At 63.9% G+C, this 22,564-nt stretch carries 14 protein-coding genes; 6 read left to right on the plus strand and 8 right to left on the minus strand.

The window, feature by feature from the left end:
• The first annotated feature begins 480 nt into the window (after window positions 1-480).
• On the plus strand, window positions 481-696 hold the full coding sequence (locus tag VXM69_RS36980; RefSeq protein ID WP_124608743.1) for a hypothetical protein: 216 nt from the start codon (window positions 481-483) through the stop codon (window positions 694-696).
• Between the two features lie 554 nt (window positions 697-1,250).
• Complete coding sequence (locus VXM69_RS36985; RefSeq protein ID WP_049034467.1) at window positions 1,251-2,171, plus strand: LysR family transcriptional regulator; 921 nt, start codon at window positions 1,251-1,253, stop codon at window positions 2,169-2,171.
• Window positions 2,172-2,918: 747 nt separating this feature from the next.
• Here VXM69_RS36985 and VXM69_RS36990 read toward each other — a convergent pair.
• From VXM69_RS36990 to VXM69_RS37005, 4 genes are all read right to left on the minus strand, one after another.
• The gene (locus tag VXM69_RS36990; protein WP_367190450.1) at window positions 2,919-3,716 is read right to left on the minus strand and encodes an HNH endonuclease; all 798 of its coding nucleotides are present in this window, start codon (window positions 3,714-3,716) and stop codon (window positions 2,919-2,921) included.
• Between the two features lie 18 nt (window positions 3,717-3,734).
• Window positions 3,735-4,781 (minus strand): phospholipase D-like domain-containing protein, encoded by a 1,047-nt coding sequence (locus VXM69_RS36995; RefSeq protein WP_367190451.1) that lies wholly within the window; start codon window positions 4,779-4,781, stop codon window positions 3,735-3,737.
• A gap of 497 nt (window positions 4,782-5,278) precedes the next feature.
• On the minus strand, window positions 5,279-5,848 hold the full coding sequence (locus tag VXM69_RS37000) for a hypothetical protein (RefSeq protein ID WP_141727405.1): 570 nt from the start codon (window positions 5,846-5,848) through the stop codon (window positions 5,279-5,281).
• Window positions 5,849-6,456: 608 nt separating this feature from the next.
• On the minus strand, window positions 6,457-6,843 hold the full coding sequence (locus VXM69_RS37005; protein WP_034191796.1) for a MerR family transcriptional regulator: 387 nt from the start codon (window positions 6,841-6,843) through the stop codon (window positions 6,457-6,459).
• 133 nt (window positions 6,844-6,976) lie between these two features.
• On the opposite strand from VXM69_RS37005, the gene VXM69_RS37010 reads away from it, so the two are divergent.
• From VXM69_RS37010 to VXM69_RS37020, 3 genes are all read left to right on the plus strand, one after another.
• Window positions 6,977-7,840, plus strand: coding sequence for an alpha/beta hydrolase (locus VXM69_RS37010; protein WP_233623003.1), 864 nt, complete (start codon window positions 6,977-6,979; stop codon window positions 7,838-7,840).
• A gap of 65 nt (window positions 7,841-7,905) precedes the next feature.
• Window positions 7,906-8,388, plus strand: coding sequence for a cupin domain-containing protein (locus tag VXM69_RS37015; protein ID WP_034191798.1), 483 nt, complete (start codon window positions 7,906-7,908; stop codon window positions 8,386-8,388).
• 110 nt (window positions 8,389-8,498) lie between these two features.
• Entirely contained in the window at window positions 8,499-9,233 is a 735-nt protein-coding gene (locus tag VXM69_RS37020; RefSeq protein WP_034191799.1) for an ABC transporter substrate-binding protein, read from the plus strand.
• Window positions 9,234-9,312: 79 nt separating this feature from the next.
• On the opposite strand, the gene uvrA is transcribed toward VXM69_RS37020, so the two are convergent.
• On the minus strand, window positions 9,313-15,207 hold the full coding sequence (gene uvrA / locus VXM69_RS37025; RefSeq protein WP_367190452.1) for an excinuclease ABC subunit UvrA: 5,895 nt from the start codon (window positions 15,205-15,207) through the stop codon (window positions 9,313-9,315).
• A 223-nt stretch (window positions 15,208-15,430) separates the two neighbouring features.
• Window positions 15,431-15,649 (minus strand): DUF3820 family protein, encoded by a 219-nt coding sequence (locus VXM69_RS37030; protein ID WP_034192020.1) that lies wholly within the window; start codon window positions 15,647-15,649, stop codon window positions 15,431-15,433.
• Between the two features lie 162 nt (window positions 15,650-15,811).
• Here VXM69_RS37030 and VXM69_RS37035 point away from each other — a divergent pair, with 162 nt between their 5' ends.
• Entirely contained in the window at window positions 15,812-16,000 is a 189-nt protein-coding gene (locus VXM69_RS37035) for a hypothetical protein (RefSeq protein ID WP_034192021.1), read from the plus strand.
• A 79-nt stretch (window positions 16,001-16,079) separates the two neighbouring features.
• Here VXM69_RS37035 and VXM69_RS37040 read toward each other — a convergent pair whose 3' ends face one another.
• Entirely contained in the window at window positions 16,080-16,475 is a 396-nt protein-coding gene (locus VXM69_RS37040) for an outer membrane protein assembly factor BamE (protein WP_034192022.1), read from the minus strand.
• Window positions 16,476-16,519: 44 nt separating this feature from the next.
• A complete protein-coding gene (locus VXM69_RS37045) occupies window positions 16,520-21,166 on the minus strand; it encodes a YadA-like family protein (RefSeq protein WP_367190453.1) in 4,647 nt (1,548 codons plus the stop codon).
• Window positions 21,167-22,564: the final 1,398 nt, after the last annotated feature.

Below are 22,564 nucleotides of genomic sequence, written 5' to 3' on the forward strand. Positions count from 1 at the left end.
GTTTTGACGACTCGAGTGAAATCGGAAACGCTCAGTGGAACTGTATCCGCCTTTGCGTTCGAGCGCGTCTTCCGCGCGACAACCAGGATCGCGCCCAAGTGTTCATAAAAACACGCGAGCTGTCGCGCATCGGACAACAATCTCTCCAGATCGAACGCCCTCTCAAGCACCGTCCGCGGGAGATGAAAGCGCTGAAATCCGCGCCGCACGCGAACCTGAAAAACCACCCCATCGCTGTTATGCGGTACTCCTGCCCATACAAGCGGGCCGCAATCCATGACGCCTCCGGAAAATCCCTATCGTCAGATCAATATGCCAGCTATTCTCAATCCGCACATTAATATTTCAAAATTGTGGCGACTGACGCACTGACGCATTCGCAACACTCCCGATATTGCGTTGCAGCATGAACTTCCGTCGACTGAATTTTCGCCTTAGAAGCAGTAGCCCCTCAGTCGCCCCATGACGGGAGAGCACGCCATGACGACTTCTTCACCAGCACTGAGCCAGTCCCTGCCCGCCCTCCATGTGTTCGAACAAGATGGAGGTTGGCATTGGGGCATCACGGTTCCTCGTTCGGTGGGATGCGGATTCAAACTGATCGCATCCAGCAATCACATCCTTCCCAACCAAGACACTGCCCGATGTGATGGTGGTCAAGCGCTGGCCGCGATTGTCACAAGTCCGGGCACCTGAACTTGTCGTCTCCGGCACGGAAAGCCCGCTTGAGTTTTCACGTCTGGATGCAATACTCCAATCAACCTTCAAAGCGAAGCATGCATTGCCGGACGACGGCCAGCACATCCAACTAGACAAGTCCGACTTCCAGATCCGAACCAGCGAGTGAGCGGTGCTCGGATCAATGTGTTAGCTGCGGCTAGCAGACGCACCGACGACGAGCCGCCTCGCCAAGAAACAGCTGGCTTGTCTACCTGCAAGCAGCCACTGGCGACTGGCGGCTTCTGGCCGCACGGAGCCCGACGTAGGCGCCGCCATCCTGCTACCGCCCTTCGAATCCGCATGGATTGACTTCCGGCGTTGATAAACTTGTGACCGACGCTTCCGTCCCTGAACACCTCGTATCAGTGCCCCAAAGTCCAGCCGAGCTGACGTGCGTGATCCGAGGAATCAGTGGCAAAGCGTCGTGGCGGCTGCCAAAATGGCGGCCCCGCAGCCGCGAGGGAAGTCTCGACCAACGACACCCCAAGCCCTGCGTCGATCATCAGCGGCGTATCTCACAGGTAATCGCTTTGAAATTGTCGTTTGAAGTTATCGAAGTGCTCGATGCCATAGACCGGGCGGGAACGTTCGCGGAAGCGGCCGTGCTGCTTCATCGCGTACCGTCGGCATTGACTTATCTGGTGAAAAAGGCCGAGGCTGATCTTGGCGTCGCCCTGTTTGATCGCAACGGCCGGCGCGCGCAGATGACGGAGGCGGGGAGACTGCTCGTGGAGGACGGTCGTCATTTGCTGCGAGCCGGGCAGGATCTGGAGAGCAAGGTTCGAAGTGTCCATGCGGGTTGGGAGGCTGAGCTCAGGCTGTGCGTCGACGATATTCTCCCGTTGCCTTCGTTGTGGCCGCACGTGCGTGCGTTCTACGAACTGAAGATGACGACACGGCTGCGTTTATCGACCGAAGTGCTCGGTGGCGTGTGGGACGCGCTTGTGACGGGGCGTGCGGATATCGCGATCGGCGCCGCGGGAGAGCCGCCACACGCGCCCAACATTGCAGCAAGGCCGATCGGCCTGCTACGTCACGTTTTTGTCGTGGCGCCTTATCATCCGCTTGCCGCGAACGAAAAGCCACTCGACAGCAGCGCAATTTCAAGTCACCGCGGCGTCGTCATCAGCGATACATCGCGTGAACTCGAGCCGAGATCGGTGGCCATTCATGACGGACAACCGGTCATCGTCGTACCGAACCTGGCCGCCAAAATCGACCTCCTTTGCGAAGGCATTGCCGTCGGCATGCTGCCCGCGCCTGTCGCCGACGAGTTGATACGGCAGGGCAAGCTCGTCGAGCGCCAGGTAACAGGCGTGCGAGCGCACACAAACTGCTACCTCGGCTGGCGGGAGGATAAGACGGGGCGTGCGTCGAGATGGTGGATTGAACGACTGGATCAGATCGATCTGATAACCGGGCTTTTCAGTGCGCGCGGCATCGCTACCTGAAGCAAATGCCCGTCTCACACCTCGGCGTCGACTCGCTGGATGGGGAGGACAGGATGCTCGAGAAAATGCGTCGAGGCGAGCGTGATACCTGGTCGTAGCAACGTGAGCGCCTCGAACGATAAACGCATCGCGTCGTGCCCCCGATATCGGCGCGACGGGTATAACGCGCCATCAGGTCACCGTTCGGGACCGACCAACTGCATCGCTGCGTGAAGCTGCACGCCGATAGGTGTCAACCCGCCCGGGACGCACTTGCACAGCGGACAGTCGCGGTCACGCGTTCGGCGGAGCCTGAGTTTGGCTGCGCAGGCATGCTGTCGTGATACGCAGGCATCTCGTTATCATGCCGTTCGACGATGTCTGCAAGTGACCCCGCACAACATCGAGTGTCCGCGCGGAGCCGGGGTGAAAGGCTCCTTGCGGCCCGAAGCTGCCTTTCGACCCAATGTGAGAGCTATGGCAGGTTGCAGATGGGGAACGGCCATACGCGCGGTGTCTTCGCCGGCAAGTTGTCGGGTTTTGCAGTCGCTCAGGCAGAGCGGTGCGTGAGGTAGCTTTAAGTTCCTTCCTGCCCTTAGCAGCATCGGGCCCGCGAATATCGTGTCACCATTACTGGCGCGGCCCGTTTTTTGCGAGCACCACACGGCGCTGGACCTATGATCGCTTAACAAATATTAAGCTTGAACCAAGCAAAAAAAAGAAAGTGGGCATAAAGCCTCCCGCCAGGAGGCTTGGGCTGATACGCCGTTACTCACGCTCGGAGTTTTCATTCGAATATGCGACCCCGAAGTGTCGTTCTCGATGGCAGTTAGGACAAAGGGCCTGTGCGTTCTCTTCAGTATCGAGGCCGCCATCTGCGAGGCGTTGAATATGGTGCACTTCGAGGTATGCGCTTCCGTTAGGCCGGAAGAAAGGCGCCGGTTTGTGGCAACCCTCACACTCTCCCTTTGATCGGAAAAGGACTTGGGCGATGACGTATGGGTTTCTTCGATAAACGGTCGTTGTTACCGTCATCTTTTCCGGGACGGTAGGCATTTGCGTTATGGCTCGCTTGCGCTCGTCTTCTGTTGCGAGCAGGGCTTTCCTGACCTGAAGGTCCAGATCGATCTTTTCCGAAATACCCTCATCCATCACAGAGAGCTTAGCCAGAAAGTGGTCATGAACGCGCTCTGGAACGCGGTAGGTTGGATTCTTCCTTTTGACGTACTCGATGTGGTCATTGAGCGTGTATAAAGCTGTGGTCAGGGGTGCCGGTCCCAACGCCGCAATTTTCTCGAGGTTGTACCTCCAACCCTCCTCGGAGATTGTGTTTTGAATGAGACGGCGGGTAAGCAGGTATAGATAGCACTGCCAGTACCCGTTGGCGGTGCGACCTTGGTTAGACGCCAAATTTAGGTGCGACATAAAAAGCTGGTTGGCCATATTCGCCGGTAACGTCCCTTCGTAGACTCGGCGAGAAATTTCATACCCGACCTCGATCATTTCGGGCGTACTCTTTTGCTTTTGCCTTTGCTTCTTCTCGGCCATTTCGATCTTCAGTTTCATTTTGGGCGCGGTCTGAGACTATGACTGTTTAGCATTCCCTGCCAAAATCATCTGACGGCCTCTGGCGTCAATCAAATCCGTCACAAACTCCCCAAATTCTTTCGTAATTTCGAGGAAGGAGTGTCCGTAATTAATCGCCGGTTGAATGTGGTCGCCGCCGGCTGCAGTCACCGCTACCGTTGGATGTAAGGACTTGAACTGTTTTATGACGTCGTCATAAAATAGAGGATCTTCGAACCAGCTTCTACCATAAGCTGGCGCGCAGTTGTTCCCGTACATATAATACTTCCATCTCGCATGGTGTGCATTTCTCTTCTGTTCGTCCGGGCTTCTCATGTATCCGCCGCTTGAGCTGACGTAGTAAGTCAGGAACGCTTTCGCACCAACTGCCGCTTCTATCAATACATCGCCGACACGAATAGGCGTTGGCATCTTTGCAAAACTCAAATCGGGATGGGGTGTGTCAAACGATCTTTTATCAATAATCCGAATCGGATCATCTTTAACTCCTGAAACCTTGATGAAAAACTTTGCCCCGGATCCAAGCATGACGTTTGAATTTCCCGCGCTTGGAGCGCAGTACTTTTTAAGCATGCCCGGAAGTCCAATGTCAATATCTGGACCAGGCGGATAGCTGGATCGGAACGAGTTGACGACTCCGCACAGTATTCCAATTTGCTGTTCCGTGATATGCACGTAATCAATATTGCGTTCGACTCTGTCCCGGATATCCACCAGGGTTGTCTCGTCGGTCAAGACAATGCCGGTTTCCGAGTTGTTTTGTAGCCCTCCGTGCGTAAGATTGGCTGACGTCACGATGCCCACGACAGGTCTGCCACCGTCATAAAATACGAAAACCTTTGAATGGAGGGATTGGTCGACATGTATAGGAGGCCACACATTCGTTTTCTCCTGAACCAAATCGCCAAAACTTCGCATTGAAAATGGTTTCGTGAGCAAGTCGTTCCCTCTTGCACTGAAACTTGTCACCAGCTCAAGGCGCTTTTCGCGTAGATCAATGCCGGCAAACAATGGCCCGAAATCCTCAAAGAGAAATGGTGACACGAGAAATGCCTGCTCGAAGCGTCTGAGAAAGACTCTGACGAGTTCAAAGTGGTCGTTCGTCGAAATCGCAAACGATCCATTTTCTGTTGGGATAGAAAAATGCGATAGCCGACCATTGCTTACAGCGTACATCCTGCCCCCGTATGATTTTGGCTTTATTCCTATGATAGCCGATCATCAGGAGCGGGTTGCGTCCGATCGTTACGAACACATTCTTCCGAAGCAGCCGCCCGCCTACAGCAACACTCGAGATCCCGCGAGTGAGCCCGAGTGGAAAAAAAATTCGGCCTGCATATTCTTCCGCCGAAGGCGGCTTTGATCCCAGACCGGTCGTTCCAGCGGCTCGATCCGTGAGCAGGCGAGTGGCGCTTCATGGCCGGTAGCCGTCGGCCACGATCGGCGCTTCCCGACCCGGAGCAGACTTTCGCACACTGCGGAAACGACCATTGACGCCCCTGTGTAGGCAGGTTTTGTGCGATGAGAGAGGGCCCCGTACGTCAGTACCGTGACTGGATGTGGAAGTGAATCATGAAATAAAGCGGTACGCATAGCATGGCCACAAAGATCGCCTTGGTAGATAGCTTACGAGACCGACCCGGCCCCCACGCAAATACTGACCTGGGAGTCACATCAAATTCGTGATAGTCGAGTTCGCTCAATCGATGGGCAATCGTGGCGAGATTTGAAACCAGGTGCCATCCTCCGCTAGGATCGAGCGATAGCTGTCGAGGAATCGTATCCAAGCTCGCGACCAGCTGCGTGTCAGTGCACTCCACATCAAACGCATACTGGTCGAGGACAAAGCGAAGAGCGGAACAAAGCTCGTGATCATGCCCGATGGTGCGAGATAGAATCTCTGCCCGGTCGCCAAAAATATAAAGTCCTTTTGGCATTTCAAAGTGGCGAAGGAATGGAAAAAGGCGACCTAGCCAGCCCGCGTGATAAGTCGTTGCGAAGCCTACATCAATCCGTGAGGGCAGTTTCAATGGCATGTAGACAAGGGTAAGTCCCTTAATGTGGTCCACCGTCCCACCATACTTTTTTACCAGCTCTTTTAATTCGCTCATGTCGACAGGTCCCCAACGTATCGTCGTCGAAAAATCGCAGCGACACCGCCCCGTATTTTGTCCGCGAGATGACCACACCTGACACGTATGTGAGCGTCACCCCGATTCAATGGAGTTTCAGCTTTCCAATTTGCACCGGTTGCAAACATCGCTGTCGATTGTCGACGATTCAGTCCTTCCGGTCGAGTGTCTCGTCCTGGCCGGGAGCCGACAGATGTACAGAACCGCTACCGCCCCCTGAGGCGGCCATCAAGATTGTGAAAGCGGACGCTCACGCATCGACTTGCCGATCCATTTAGACGCGCAGGCAATGCCAATGGACGATCATTCGACTACCTACCGCTGCCCGGTCGTTGATTTCCACACGAACGCGGCAATCCTTTCGACGATACCGTCCGCCAACGGGAGATCGGGATCAGAATAAGCCGCGAGGTTGGGCTCGACGGTCAGCCGTATGTATCGCTTTGAGCACGTGGTTGGCGTCGGCGACAAGCACGAGTTCAACGGCGGGATTTGCCTGTTTCAACCGTTGCGCATCCGCGGAGCCCACCTGAAGATCCTGCAATCCCTGCATGATGAGCACTGGCTTGCCCGCTCATCCCCGGACATCAATCCAACGGCGGCACGGCCCCCTCGGCCAAGGTCTTGAGCAACCGCGCGCGACGGCGTTCGAGATCCGCGATCTGACGTTCGATCGACGCCAGTCGTTTGCGCTGGGCATCAGTGGTTTCAGGGCATGCGCCCGCGCCTTCGATCATGCGCATGCAGTCGGGAAACGAACGAATCTCGGCCAGACTGAAACCCGTTGCGATCATCCGCTGAATCTGCCTGACCTGCGTCACCGCTGCGGCAGGAAACGCGCGGTAACCATTGCTCGCGCGAACGGACGTGAGCAGCCCCTGCTCGTCGTAATGACGGATCGAGCGCACGCTTGCGCCGGTCTGGCGCGCAAGCTCGCCAATGGTCAGCAGGTTTTGTCCGGGAGATCGAGTCATGGAAAAAGCATAGCAGCTTTCGCTTGACCCTCACATCAGTGTCAGGGTTGAAACTCGTGGGCATCTCAACGATTCTCGAACACCGATCATGCCCCATACCCTCTTGCGTCACGTGCTTTCGACACTGGTGGCCATGCTCGCCGCGCTTGCGGTGATATCGACGGCCGGCGCCGCGACAACAAACTATACGGTGACCGCGCCGGACGGCGTCACCCTTGCCGTCCAGGAATCGGGAAACCCGTCCGGGCCGGCGATCGTGCTGATTCACGGCTTGCTCGGCAGTCATCTGAACTGGGATGCACAGGTCGACAGCGCGCTGCTTCAGCGGTATCGCATCATCACGTACGACCTGCGCGGCCACGGCCTGTCCGGCAAGCCGGCGGGAACCGCCGCCTATCTCGACGGGCGGCGCTGGGCGGACGATCTCGCCGCCGTCATTGCGTCATCGCATGCGAACCGTCCGGTACTGGTCGGATGGTCGCTGGGCGGCGCCGTCATCTCGAACTACCTGGCCGCTCATGGCGATAGCCGGATCGCGGGAGCCGTCTACGTCGACGGAGTGATCGAACTGAAGGCGGACCAGCTCGTCGCCCATGCGGACATCTATCGCGACATGATCTCCGCGGACCTGAAGACGCACCTCGATGGCGAACGCGCATTTCTCGGCCAGTGCTTCCACACGCAACCCGACACCGCCACGGCCGACCGGCTGCTCGCGAACGCGGCGATGGCTTCATGGGACATGCAGCGCGCGGTGCCGTCGATGACGGTGGCGGCGGCCGAAGGCCTCGGCAACACCCGCGTGCCGGTGCTGCTGCTCTATGGCGAACGCGACGCGCTGGTGAACACCCACGGGGCGATCGCCCGTGCCAAGGCCATTGCGCCGCGCGTTCAAATCCGACTGTACGCGAACTCGGGCCATGCGCCTTTCATCGAGGAACCGGCGCGCTTCAATCGCGATCTGGCTGATTTCGTCGACCGTGTCGCAACGCACTGAGCAAACCGTGTCCGCGCGGACGCCAAACCGCTACCATCGATGTTCGTCCCCACGGAGAACCGCCGATGAGCCGCCCCGATTTCATCAAGCACTGGACCGAACTCGAAGAACCCGATGCGCATTGCTATCGCGGCGATACCGAGCCGATGGCACTGGATGCCCCGCTTTCCGCCGCGCTCGGCATCACGCGCATCGGTATTCATCACGTGAGGCTGCTTCCGGGCCGGCGGACATCGTACCCGCATGCCGAAAGCACCGAGCAGGAATTCGTGTACGTGCTCGAAGGCAAGCCCGACGTCTGGATCGACGGCGTGCTTCATCCGGTCGCCGAAGGCGATTCGGTCGCGTTTCCCGCGGGTACCGGCATCTGCCACACTTTCATCAACAATACGAAGGACGAAGTCCGGTTGATGGTGATCGGCGAACGCCCGCGCGACGACAACCGCATTCGCTACCCGCTCAACGAGGCCTATGAGCGGACCCGCGCGGATCGCTGGGTCGACTGGCCCGACAGGCCGCTCGGCCCCCATGACGGGATGCCGGACTGACGTTTGCGGCGGCTCGCCCGCGGCATACCGGCCCGGGCCCGGGGCTGGTGATAAGCTGCGAGGCGGTACGCAATCGCATCCGCCCGCCCACGCCCCAACGAGAGCCCGTCATGCCCATCGCTTCCTCCGTCCGCTCCGCCTTCACCCCCACCGGCAAGCTCCGCGCGTCGATCAACCTCGGCAACCCGATCCTCGCGAACCGGGATCCGGCGACCGGCGAACCGTTCGGCGTCTCGATCGACCTCGCGCGCGCATTCGCCGAGCGCCTGTCGGCCGAGCTGGAACTCGTCGTATTCGACACCGCCGGCCAATCGGTGCAGGCGCTGACTGAAGAACGCGCCGATTTCGGCTTCTTCGCGGTCGATCCGCTGCGCGGTGAAACGGTTGCGTTCACCGCACCGTACGTGCTGATCGAAGGCTTCTATCTCGTACCCGACGCATCGCCGATCCGCACCAACGCGGACGTCGACCAGCCGCACAACCGCGTGGCCGTCGGCAAGGGCAGCGCGTACGACCTGTTCCTCACGCGCGAACTGAAAGCCGCCCGGATCGTGCGCGCGCCGACATCGCAGGCCGTCGTGCCGACGTTTCTCGAACAGCATCTGGAAGTCGCCGCCGGCGTGAAGCAGCAACTCGAAGCCGACGCCGCGAAGACGACCGGCCTGCGCCTGCTCGACGCGCGCTTCATGGAGATTCGGCAGGCGATGGGCGTACCGAAGAGCCGCGGCGAAGCCGCCGCCGCGGTGTTGAACGCCTTCGTCGAGGACATGAAGGCGTCGGGCTTCGTCGCCGAATCGCTGCGTCGGCACGGTATCACGGGCGCGTCCGTCGCCCCGGCCGCCTGACCGGACGCGCATGACGAAATGAAACGGCCGCGGTGTCCGGCAAGACACCGCGGCCGTCGACCGAATGGAAGCCCCGCGCTCAACCGACGCGAGCCTCTCCCTCGCGCTCGGCTTCCCCCTCATCCGAACTCGCGCGCGCCAGCACCGGCTTGAGCGCCTGCCCCGTATGGCTCGCGCCGACCTTCACGAGCGCTTCGGGCGGCGCCGCCGCGACGATCGTGCCGCCGCCCACACCGCCCTCCGGCCCGAGGTCGATGATCCAGTCGGCTTCCGCGATCACGTCGAGATCATGCTCGATCACGACGACGCTATGCCCCGCATCGACGAGCCGGTGCAGCACGCGGATCAGCTTCGCGACGTCCGCCATGTGCAGGCCGACTGTCGGTTCGTCGAGCACGTACAGCGTATGCGGCGCCTTCTGGCCGCGCCGCGTGATGTCGTCGCGCACCTTCGTCAGCTCGGTGACCAGCTTGATGCGCTGCGCCTCGCCGCCGGACAACGTCGGGGACGGCTGGCCGAGCGTCAGGTAACCGAGCCCGACGTCCTTCATCAGTTGCAGCGGATGCGCGATGTTCGAGATCGGCGCGAAGAATTCCACCGCCTCGTCGATCTCCATCGTCAGCACGTCGCCGATGTTCCGGCCGCGCCACGTGACGGCGAGCGTCTCCGGATTGAAACGCTGGCCGTGACACACGTCGCACGGCACCTTCACGTCGGGCAGGAAGCTCATGCCGATCGTGCGCACGCCTTGCCCTTCGCACGCCGGGCAGCGCCCGTCGCCGGTATTGAACGAGAACCGCGACGCCGTATAGCCGCGCGCACGCGCCTCCAGGGTGTCCGCGAACAGCTTGCGGATCGTGTCCCACACGCCGATGTAGGTGGCCGGACACGAACGCGGTGTCTTACCGATCGGCGTCTGGTCGACTTCGAGCACGCGATCGATCTGCTCCCAGCCGCTCAGCGACGCGCAGCCCTGCCACGCGTGCGTGACGTTCAGCGACGGCCGCGGCGCGCTGCGTGCGAGCACGCTCGAGCGGCGGTTGGCCGCCGGCGCGTCCTGCTGCGCGGCCTTGCGTGCGCGCCGTGTGGCGGGCGACGACAGCACCGAGCGGCCGACCGCGTCGAGCAGGTTCGTCATCAGCACGTCGCGCGCGAGCGTCGACTTGCCCGAGCCGCTGACACCCGTCACCGCGACGAGCCGCGCGAGCGGAATGCCGACCGTGACGTCGCGCAGGTTGTGCAGCCGCGCACCGTGCACGGTCAACCACGCTTCCGGCACGGCCGCGCCGCCCTTCTTGCCCGGCAGGCTCACGCTACGGCGCGGCTGCAGCGGATGCGTCATCGGCCGCGCGAGCAGCCGACCCGTGACCGAGTCGGCCTGCGCGGCGAGATCGGCGACCGCGCCCTGCGCGACCAGCGCACCGCCGCGCTTGCCGGCGCCGGGGCCGATGTCGATGATGTGATCGGCGCGACGGATCGTGTCCTCGTCGTGTTCGACGACGACGAGCGTATTGCCCTTGTCGCCGAGCTTGCGCAGCGCGTCGAGCAGGATCTGGTTGTCGCGCGGATGCAGGCCGATCGTCGGCTCGTCGAGCACGTAGCACACGCCCTGCAGGTTGCTGCCGAGCTGCGCGGCGAGCCGGATGCGCTGCGCTTCGCCGCCCGACAGGCTCGGCGCCGCACGGTCGAGGCTCAGGTAGCCGAGCCCGACTTCCTCGAGGAACGCGAGGCGGCTGCCGATCTCGCTGACGATGTCGCGCGCGATCTGCGCGTCGCGCCCGGTGAGTTCGAGCGCGTCGATCCAGCGGCGCGTGTCCGACACCGTCCACTGCGCGACCTCGACGATCGGATGCGCGTCGAACGTGACCGCGCGTGCGGTCGGGTTCAGCCGCGTCCCGCCGCAGTCCGGGCACGGCTCGTTGCCGACGCCTTCCGGTTCCTGCTCGTCCGACGGCAGCGTCTGCTCGCGGCCGCGGCCGTCCTCGGCGAGTACCGTGTCGTCGTACGCGGCGCGTTGTTCGCGCGTGAGCGTGACGCCGGTGCCGACGCAGGTCGTGCACCAGCCGTGCTTGCTGTTGTACGAGAACATTCGCGGGTCCAGCTCCGGATAGCTCGTGCCGCATACCGGGCACGCACGCTTGACCGACAGCACCTTGACCGTGCCGACGCGCGCGGTCGAATGGTCGTTCCGCATCGCATCGTGCAGCCCGTCGAGCGGCGCGAGCAGATGCATCACGCCCTTGCCGAGCTCGAGCGTCTCGTCGAGCCTGCGGCGCAATTCGGCTTCGTTGTCCGGCGACACGACGAGATCGGCGACCGGCAATTCGATCGTGTGCTCGCGGAAGCGGTCGAGCTTCGGCCACGGATCGACCGGCACGAACTCGCCGTCGACACGCAGATGCGTGCTGCCGCGCGCCTTCGCCCACTTCGCGAGATCGGTGTACACCCCCTTGCGGTTCACGACGAGCGGCGCGAGCAATCCGACGTGCTCGCCGCGATGATCGCGCAGCAGCTGCGCGGCGATCGATTCGACGGATTGCGACGTGACCGGCGTGCCGTCGTGGATGCAATGCTGCAGGCCGAGCTTCACGTACAGCAGCCGCAGGAAGTGCCACACTTCGGACGTGGTCGCGACCGTGCTCTTGCGCCCGCCGCGCGACAGCCGCTGCTCGATCGCGACGGTCGGCGGAATGCCGTACACCGCGTCGACTTCGGGCCGCCCGGCCGGCTGCACGATCGAGCGTGCATACGCGTTCAGCGATTCGAGGTAGCGGCGCTGGCCTTCGTGGAACAGGATGTCGAACGCGAGCGTCGACTTGCCGGAGCCCGATACGCCGGTGATCACGTTGAACTTGCCGTGCGGAATGTCGACGTCGAGCGCCTTCAGGTTGTGCTCGCGCGCGTTGACGATCCGCACGACGTCCTCGCCCTCGATCGCACGGCGCTCGCGCGCGGCGTTCAGCACGGCCTGCAGCGGCACGCCTTCGTCGGCGAGCGCCGCCTCGGCGTCCATCGCGCGGTCGTACTGCAGCAGCGCCACGCCCGTGTGCGATTCGGCGCAGGCCTTCACGTCGTCGGGCGTGCCCGCGCACAGCACGAGGCCGCCGCCGTCGCCGCCTTCCGGGCCGAGGTCGATCAGCCAGTCGGCCGCGCGGATCACGTCGAGGTTGTGCTCGATCACGATCAGCGAATGGCCGGCCGCGAGCAGCTTGCCGAACGCCTGCATCAGCTTCGCGATGTCGTCGAAGTGCAGCCCGGTGGTCGGCTCGTCGAACATGAACAGCTTCGCGCGCGCGATGCGCGCCTCTTCCGTCGCGACCCGGCGCCCGTTGGCCGCCGCCGCCGATTCGGCGAGGAAGCCGGCGAGCTTCAGGCGCTGCGCCTCGCCGCCCGACAGCGTCGGCACCGGCTGGCCGAGCTTCACGTATTCGAGGCCGACGTCGACGATCGGCTGCAGCACGCGCAGCACCTCGGCGTCGGTCGCGAAGAACGCGGCCGCCTCGCTGACGGTCAGGTCGAGCACGTCGGCGATGTTCAGCGCACGGCCGTCGCGCTCGATGCGCACCTCGAGGATCTCGGCGCGGTAGCGGCTGCCGTCGCAGTCCGGGCAGCGCAGGTACACGTCGCTCAGGAACTGCATCTCGATGTGCTCGAAGCCCGAGCCGCCGCAGGTCGGGCAACGACCGTCGCCCGAGTTGAAGCTGAACGTGCCGGCGCCGTAGCCGCGCTGCAGCGCGAGCGGCGCCTTCGCGAACAGCTTGCGGATCTCGTCGAACGCGCCGACGTAGCTCGCCGGGTTCGAGCGCGTGGTCTTGCCGATCGGCGACTGGTCGACGAACACGACGTCGCCGACCTGGTCCGCGCCCGTGAGGCTGCGGTACGCGCCCGGCGACTCGGTCGCCTTGCCGTGGTGCCGCGCCATCGCCGGATACAGCACGTCCTGCAGCAGCGTCGATTTGCCAGAACCGGACACGCCCGTCACGCAGACGAGCCGCTGCAGCGGAATCTCGACCGTCACGTCGCGCAGGTTGTGTTCGCTCGCGCCTTCGAGCACGATGCGCGGCGTATGCGCGTCGACCGCCCGGCGCGCCCAGTTCGACGCGTGCGCGACCTGCTTGCGGCCGCCGAGATACTCGCCGGTCAGCGTGGGCGCGGAACGGATGTCGGCCGGCGTGCCGTCGTAGACGATCGTGCCGCCGCGCTCGCCCGGACCCGGCCCCATGTCGATCAGCCGGTCGGCCGCGAGCATCACCGACGGATCGTGCTCGACGACGACCAGCGTATTGCCCGCGTCGCGCAGCCGCTGCATCGCCTCGACGATCCGTGTCAGATCGCGCGGATGCAGCCCGATGCTCGGTTCGTCGAGGACGAACAGGGTTTTGGTCAGCGACGTGCCGAGCGCCGTCGTCAGGTTGATCCGCTGCACCTCGCCGCCCGACAGCGTGCGGCTCTGCCGGTCGAGCGTCAGGTAGCCGAGCCCCACGTCGCACAGGTATTTCAGGCGCGTGCGCACCTCGGCGAGCAGCAGCTTCAGCGCATCGTCGAGCAGCGCGCTCGGCAGGCTGATGCCGTCGAAAAAGCGCCGGATGCGCTCGATCGGCAGCAGCATCAGGTCGTGCACGGTCAGGCCCGGCAGCGCCTCGAGCTGCGCGCGGCTCCAGTCGACGCCGCGCGGCATGAAGCGCTCGGCCGGCGCGAGCACGCCGTCGGCATTTTCTTTCGAGCCGAGCCGCCATTGCAGCGATTCCGTCTTCAGGCGCGCGCCGCCGCACACGTCGCACGGCGTGTAACTGCGGTATTTCGACAGCAGCACGCGGATATGCATCTTGTACGCTTTCGATTCGAGATAGCCGAAGAAGCGCTTCACGCCGTACCACTGGCTCTGCCACTTGCCGTTCCAGTCCGGCGAACCGTTGACGACCCAGTCGCGTTCGGCGTCGGTCAGCTCGGACCACGCCACGTCGCGGCGGATGCCGGCCTTCGCCGCGTAGCGCATCAGGTCGTCCTGGCACTCTTTCCATGCGGGGGTCTGCATCGGCTTGATCGCGCCGCCGCGCAGCGTCTTGCGCGCGTCCGGAATCACGAGGCCGAGATCGACGCCGATCACGCGGCCGAAGCCGCGGCAGGTTTCGCACGCGCCGTACGCCGAGTTGAACGAGAACAGCGCCGCCTGCGGTTCCGCGTAGCGCAGGTCGCTGTCGGGATCGTGCAGCCCGGTGGAGAAGCGCCACACCTGCGGCTCGGCGACCGCATGTTCGGCCTCGGGGGCCAGCACGTATACGTTCACGCGGCCGCCGCCGCGCTTCAGCGACGCCTCGATCGCCTCGACCACGCGCACCTTGTCGGCCTGCTGCACGCGGAAGCGGTCGGCCACCACGTCGAGCACCTTGCGCGGCCCGGTGGGCGACGCGACTTCGCGCTGCGCCTGCACGCGCGTATAGCCGCTCGCGGACAGCCACTGCGCGATTTCCTCGTCGGACACCGCTTCCGGCAATTCGACCGGGAACGTGACGACGACGCGCGGATCGTCCGCCCGCGTGCGGGCGACGAGATCCGCGTAGATCGTTTCCGGCGTGTCGTGCCGCACCTGCCGCGCGGTCTGGCGGTCGAACAGCTCGGCCGCGCGCGCGTACAGCAGCTTCAGGTGATCGTTCAGCTCGGTCATCGTGCCGACGGTCGAACGCGAACTGCGGACCGGGTTGGTCTGGTCGATCGCGATCGCGGGCGGCACGCCGTCGACGCGCTCGACCTGCGGGCGGTCCATCCGGTCGAGGAACTGGCGTGCGTACGCGCTGAAGGTTTCGACGTAGCGCCGCTGCCCTTCCGCATACAGCGTGTCGAACACGAGACTCGACTTGCCCGAGCCCGACGGGCCGGTGACGACCGTCATTTCGCCGGTGCGCAGGTCGAGATCGAGGTTCTTGAGGTTGTGCTGACGTGCTCCGCGAATGCGGATCAGATTGCTGGATGACAATTTGCCTGCCCGTCTGAATGAGTTAGCCGGAATTCACGGTGCCGGAACGCTGCGGCGGATACCCGCAGGCGCGGCGCACGCGCCGCAAGGGTTGCACCTGTGCGGCTCGAGTTCGACGGGTACTATACTGTATATTCATACAGTTTTCCATGACGACCCTGCGGGCGTCATGGGCAGGCGGCCGGGGAACGGCCGGCAAGCGCCCTGGCGAAAGCGGCGTCGCTCACGACGAACGCGTGCGCAACGGTTCCAGCAAGTCCCTCAGGCCGTTGTGATCGATTTCGTGCATCAGCGCCAGCTGCCGGCCGATTTCGCCGCGCGGGAAGCCTTCACGGGCCAGCCAGTTGAGATAAGGCCCGGGCAGGTCGGCGATGAGCCGGCCCTTGTACTTGCCAAAGGGCATGGTGACGGTGACGAGGTGTGCGAGGTCGGCGGTCTGCATCCGCGTATTGTGCACGCCTTTGGGCCCGTATCGCGCGCCGGGCCGATGCGGCACGCGGCAAACCCGCCGGCCGCGGCCTCGCGAACAGGCCGCAACGAACCGCCCGCGCCCCTTTTCCGGCCTGCTAGACTGAAATTCCCCCTGCAAACGATGGAGGGCGTCATGTTGTCCGTCTACGTCGTGAAGACCGGCGAGCAGTTCCTCTGCACCGCCGAGGATGGCGATATCGGCATGGCACCGGCGGTTGAAGATGCCACGTCGTTTCGTTCGTATGAGGAAGCGGAAAAGGCGGCGCACGTGCATGCCGACCCCGGGTACGAAATCGTGGCCGTGTGCGTGCTCAGGCACTGACCCGACGCCCGGTGGCGGGCGCCGATGGACCCTGCGCCATCGACGCCCGCCGCCCGGCCCGAGAACCGGCCGTGCCGCGTCAGCCTGCGTTGCCCGCCGCCCCCTTCCCGCCGAAGGCCTCGCACTCCGGCTTGTCCCACCGCGTCTTCGCGACGCGGCTATCCGAATCGAACCGCACCTGATACTGGCAGGTCGCGACCTTCCCCGCGTCGCGGAACTGGAACAGGTAGTTCCACGTCCGCACGTGGAAGATCCACTCGTGGAAATGCGGCGGGCCGAGCAGTTCGTACAGCTGGTTCTTCGTCACGCCCGGCTGCACCTGCGCCAGGTTCGCGAGATTCGGATACGTGCCTTCGGGCAGCGTGGCCGTATCGGGCGACGGGAACGGCGGATCGCCCTGCTGCGTGGCGCATCCGGTCAGGCCGGCGGCGGCGACCAGTGCGGCGGCCGCGAACTTTGCAAGATTTGCGTTCATGTTTGCCATTGTCTGAATGGAAGGGAAACGGCGCGCGCCGCGGCTCACCACTGATACCCGGCACCGACCACCGCGCCATACGTACCGCGCGTGTTGGTCGAGACGGCCGCCTTGTAGATCCAGTGGTTGTTCTCCGAAATCGTCGAGATGCCCAGCGCCTGCCCCGACTGGCCGCGATACACGCTGCCGGCCAGTGCGACCATGCTCTTGCCGGGGCCGGACGGCTGCGGCAGGCCGGCGACGGCCATCGCCGTCGCCGTGCCGCCGTCCGCATCGCGGCGGTAGCTGTCGAGGCTGTTGCGCAAGCTCGCGACCTGACCGTCCGTGTAGCTGTTCGCCTGCGACAGCGTGTTGCCGACGCTCGCGTTCAGCTGGTTCACGTTGACCGCGTCGGTGCCCTGCGTGCCGGCCGCGACGTTGACGACCTGGCGCGCCGAATCCGCGGAGCCGACCGCCACGACGTTCGAGCGGCCGCCGTCGTTGCTGCCCGTGCCGATCGCGGCCGAATTGCTGCCGGACGCGGTCGACCCGACGCCGATCGCGGTCGAGCCGTTGCCCGATGCGAGCGCCCCGTTGCCGACCGCCGTGCTGTTCGAGCCCGATGCGACCGCGCCCGAGCCGCCCGCCGACGAGTTCGACCCGGTCGAGCCCGGCGGCACGTTCGTGCCGCTCGGATTCGTCGTGTACGAGCCGCCGAGGTTCGACGTGCGCTGGTTGATCAGCGTCGTCAACTGGTTGGCGACCGAGTCGAGCTGCGACACGTTCACCGCATCGGTGCCGTTCTTGCCGGCCGCGAGGCCGGTGATCTGCCGGTTGCCGATGTTGACCTCGCCGGCCGACGACTGCGGGCTGCTCAGGCCGTACGCGATGTAGTTCGTCTGCGCGCCGACCGTGGTCAGCGAACCCGCGCCGAGCGCGACGCTGTTCGCATAGGTCGCCGACGCGCCGGCGCCGAACGCGAGCGCATCGGTCGCCGTCGCGTGCGCGCCCGACCCGAGCGCGACGCTGCCCACGCTCGCCGCGACCGCGTTCGCGCCCTGCGCGACGGACTGCGCGCCGGTGGCCGTCGCCCCGCTGCCGAGCGCGATCGCATCGGCCTGCGCGACGCTCGCCGCCTGCCCGATCGCGACGCCGCCCGGCGCGGTGGCATCGACGATCGCGCCGTTGCCGATGCCCACGCCGTTGTCGCCGTTGACGACCGTCGTCGGGCCGACCGCGACCGATTCCGCGCCGACCGCGAGCGAATCCACGGCCGTCGAGTTCGCGTGGAAGTACTTCGTGGTGGTGACCGCGAACGATTGCAGCGCGCCCGCCAGTTGTCGCACGGTGACCGCATCCTGCTGGCCGGTGCCGTCCGCGACGTTGGTGATCTGGCGGTACGTCTTGCTCGTCGCGTCGCCGACCGACACCGCGCCGAGCAGCGTCTGGTCGGTCGTGTTGAACGGAATCGACGCGCTGCCGTTGCGAATCGTGCCGGACGTCGGCACCGTCGCGCGATCGGCTACCGAGCCGGCGCCGAGCGCGATGCTGCCGTCGACCTTCGACACGGCGTTCGGACCGATCGCGACACTGTCGAGTCCGAGCGCCTGGCTATCCGGCGCGGTCGAGTTCGCGTGGAAGTACTTGATGCCGTGCGCGTTGATGTTGTCGACCGCGGAACCGACGTTGTTGTTGACCGTCGTCGTGCCGTCGCTGTTGTACGTCACGTACGACGGCGCGGAGATCGTGCCGGTCGTCGGGTCATAGGTTGCGCCGCCGCCGATCGCGCCCGCCGTGCTGTTGCCGAGGTTGGTGTTGTTCGACGCGATCGAGCTGAGGCCCGTCGACAGCGAGCCGATGCCCGTCGACGTCGCGGTGGACAGCGACGTCAGGTTGCTGTTCGTGCTAGACAGGCCGGTGGACAGCGAGCCGACGGTCGTCGACGTCGACGTCGACAGCGACGAGATCGAGCTGGTCGTCGAGCTGAGGCCGGTGGACAGTGAGCCGATACTCGACGACGTGGCCGTCGACAGCGACGTCACGCTGCTGTTCGTCGTGCTCAGGCCGGTGGACAGCGACGCGACGCCGGTGGACAACGAACCGACGATCGTCGACGTGGAGGTCGACAGCGACGTGACCGTGCTGTTCGTGCTCGACAGGCCGGTGGACAGCGACGTGATGCCGGTGGACAACGAACCGACGATCGTCGACGTGGAGGTCGACAGCGACGTGACCGTGCTGTTCGTGCTCGACAGGCCGGTGGACAGCGACGTGATGCCGGTTGACGTTGACGTCGACAGCGATGTGACCGCGCTGTTGGTCGAACTCAGGCCGGTGGACAGCGAACCGACGACCGTCGAGGTCGACGTCGACAGCGACGTGACCGAACTGTTGGTCGAACTCAGGCCCGTCGACAACGACCCGACGACGGTCGACGTGGAGGTCGACAACGACGTGACCGCGCTGTTGGTCGAGCTCAATCCGGTGGACAGCGACGTCACCGAACTGTTGGTCGAACTCAGGCCGGTAGACAGCGAGCTGATGCCCGTCGACGTCGAGGTCGACAGTGACGTCACCGTGCTGTTGGTCGAACTCAGGCCCGTCGACAGTGACGTGATGCCCGTCGACGTCGAGGTCGACAACGACGTGATCGCGCTGTTCGCCGACGACAACCCGGTGGACGTCGACGTCGACAGCGACGTCACCGTGCTGTTGGTCGAACTCAGGCCCGTCGACAGCGACGTGATGCCCGTCGACGTCGAGGTCGACAACGACGTGATCGCGCTGTTCGCCGACGACAACCCGGTGGACGTCGACGTCGACAGCGACGTCACCGTGCTGTTGGTCGAACTCAGGCCCGTCGAGAGCGACGTGATGCCCGTCGACGTCGACGTGGACAGCGACGAAATCGCGCTGGTTGCCGACGACAACCCGGTGGACGTCGAGGTCGACAACGACGTGATGCTCGATGCCGTCGACGTCGACAGCGAATCGACCGCCAGGTTCGTCGCGGCCAGTTGCGAGCCGTTGATCGCGTCCGTGCTCGACGAACTGATCCGTCCGGCCGCGACGTTGGTGATCTGGCGCTCGGTACCCGCCGCGCCGACGCTGACGACGCTGGTCGGCGACGTACCGTTGAAGTTGTACGTGACACCGCCGATCACCGCGCTGGCCGTCGGATTCGGCGCGGCCGTCGTCGAGCCCGAGCCGAGCGCGACATCGTTCGCATTGTTCGCCACGGCCGAGGCGCCGAACGCGACCGCCCCCGCTACTGCCGCCGTCGACGTATTGCCGAGCGCGAGGGAACCAGTGCCCTGCGCGTTGTTGGTATTGCCGATCGCCACCGCCCCGTCGCCGTTCGCGGTGTTGTTCGCCCCCAGCGTGACCGCGCCCGTGCCGATCGCGGTGCTCGGATCGCCGATCGCTACCGCGCCGTTGCCGCTCACGGTCTGGCCGAAGCCGAGCGCGACTGCGCCGGTACCGCCCAGCACCTTCGAGCCGTAGCCGCCGGCGACCGAACCGGCACCGGCCGCCGCGGCGACCGAGTTGGAGTCGCCGATCGCCACGGTCGAACTCGCCGCCGCGACGCTATTGATACCGACCGCCGTCGCATTCGTGGCCGACGCCGTCGCGCCGGACCCGAGTGCGGTCGCCGAAATGCCGCTGCTGCGCGCGAGATTGCCGAGCGCGACGGCGAACTGCTGCGTCGCGGTCGACTGCACGCCGGCCGCGATCGAGCTGACGCCCGACGCATTGGCGCTCAGGCCGAGTGCCATTGCCTGATCGGCGCCCGCAGTCGTGGCGGAGCCGAGCGCGATCGAACTGGTGCCGAGCGACTGCGTGCCCGAGCCCGGTACGCCGGCCGTGCCGCCCCAGCCGATCGCGATCGACGTTGCACCCTTCGCGCCGCTGTTGACACCCATCGCGATCGACGAATTGCCGGTCGTCAGCGCACCGCTGCCCACCGCGACACCGGCAGCGCCGGAACTCGTCGACTGGTTGCCGAGCGCAACCGCGCCCTGATTGGTCGCCTGCGCCGAAAAACCAAGCGCGACGCTGCCGATACCCGACGAAACGGCGCCGAGTCCGAGCGCAGCCGCACTCTGACCGGAGGCCGTCGCATTGTTCCCGAGCCCGATGGCGGACGTGCCGCTCGCGGTCGCGCCACTGCCGATCGCCACCGTACCGGACTGCGTCGCCTGCGTTGCATTCCCGACGGCAACCGAAAACGCGCCCGACCCGATCGCCTGCACACCGAACGCCGCGCTATTGACACCGGTCGCCTGCGAATTGATGCCGACGGCCGTCGAACCGTCCGCCATCGCATGCGCACCCGGCCCCAGCGCGGTGGCCGACACGCCCTGCGCCGTCGACAGGTTGCCCAGGGCGGTGGAATTCTGCTGCGCGGCACTCGACCCGACGCCGATCGAGATCGAGCTCACGCCGCCGGTCGCGGAGCCGCCATCCTGCGCATACTGCGCGTGCGCGCCCGCATGGAACAACGCAAGATAAGTTGACGCCATCAGCACGGCCAATCGCCGCGGCGACGGCATCGAAGACCGGCCCGCGCGGCTCGCGGCGCCCTCGCTCGCGGCATGCCCGGACCTGACTGCCGACGACGCAACCCGCTTGCCGCGCGCACGGTCAAGCTCGGACGCCGCGACCCAGGCCCCCAGTGCTTCGTTCCAGATCGACTTGAACGACTTGTTCATCTTGTGTTCCCTCGGTTCTCATGTGCTGGATGACGCAGCAGCGAGCGCGACGGCAAGCGATGATGCATCGGCCCGCCTCCTCGCCCGTGTCGCGACGCTTCGCGATTCACTTTGGATAGCTAACTAAACGATCGAACAACGCTGCTCGGCAATCGCGATCGCCACGGCGATCGCGCGACGGCACGCCGCACGCGCGCGTCGGCACGCTGCGCGGCGGCACTCGCCGGTTATCGGATCATGGAAGCCGATGGCACGCGAAGACGGCGGCACGCTGCCCCGCGCATCGCGGATTCGCGTGCGCGCGCCGTCGCGCCGAGCCGGCGGCGACCTTGAATTTCATGGGAAGGCGCCGTTCAGACGCCGGATGAACGAAAGCCGGCCCCGAACCCGGGGCGGCTTTCGTCACGATTCATTCAGGAGGAGGATGACGCCGTGTGGTCCCCGGGTATGAAGCATGCGCATCCGGTCCGTTCGAACCGGTGCGTTGACCTGTCATGCCTGTCGTATTCATGTTTTTCGTGCCCGCCTGATTCGAGAACGCGCCGCGCGATCGCGCCACGACGGATCAGACCGTCGGGCGGACCATGCGCAGCCGCTCACCCTCTCCGCCGGCAGTCGAGCGCTTTCCGGATTTCCGGAAAAATCGCCCGACTTGCAGAACGGCCCCCGCATCGATTGAGTCGATCGAATTTTCTTGACGATTTTTCTTGTCGATGCGTCACACCCGAACCAATCTCACAATCATTCCGCTTTTCTTGTATACGAACACATTCGGAAAATTATGAAATTTGTATTACCCTCGTGCCAATTTTCTTGTTCATCATCGCACTCTCAAATTCTGAGAATTGCCATCATTCGATGTCACATTGAATATCGCAACATCCGAACGTGGCAGCGGCAAGGAATCCACGAACATCCGTTCCCCTCGAAGAACCGATTCCAGCCGCGCCGGAGCTAGTGTGCAGTCATCCGTTCAAACAAACCTTTTCCAGAGCGGAAAAATCCTTTTCCAGAGCGGATGATATTTACATTCATACATTTCCACTCGAAATCGGTTTTTCATCAAAACAAATCCTGACCGGACAACCAAAAAAATCAACCGGACGAGCGCCGATTCGAAGCGCCTGTTTCAAATCGAAAGACATCACCTCTCGACACAATTCACCCTAATTTATTTCGCGGGCCAATTCGATCACATAATCCATAAAAATCGGAAATAAAGACCGAAATTAAAAAGACGGCTCGGCATGTTTTTCCACTCCATTTCTTCCGGTCTAGTAACGCTGCCGAAACCGTTCAGTGTCCCGGCGGATAAGCCCACACAGTCCGCACGGAATCCTCACAATCGGTATTGTTGTCGACATATAATTTTTCGCAACAATCGCACCCACTGCGATG

The organism is Burkholderia sp. Ed8, from assembly GCF_040761425.1.
Lineage (GTDB): Bacteria > Pseudomonadota > Gammaproteobacteria > Burkholderiales > Burkholderiaceae > Burkholderia > Burkholderia seminalis.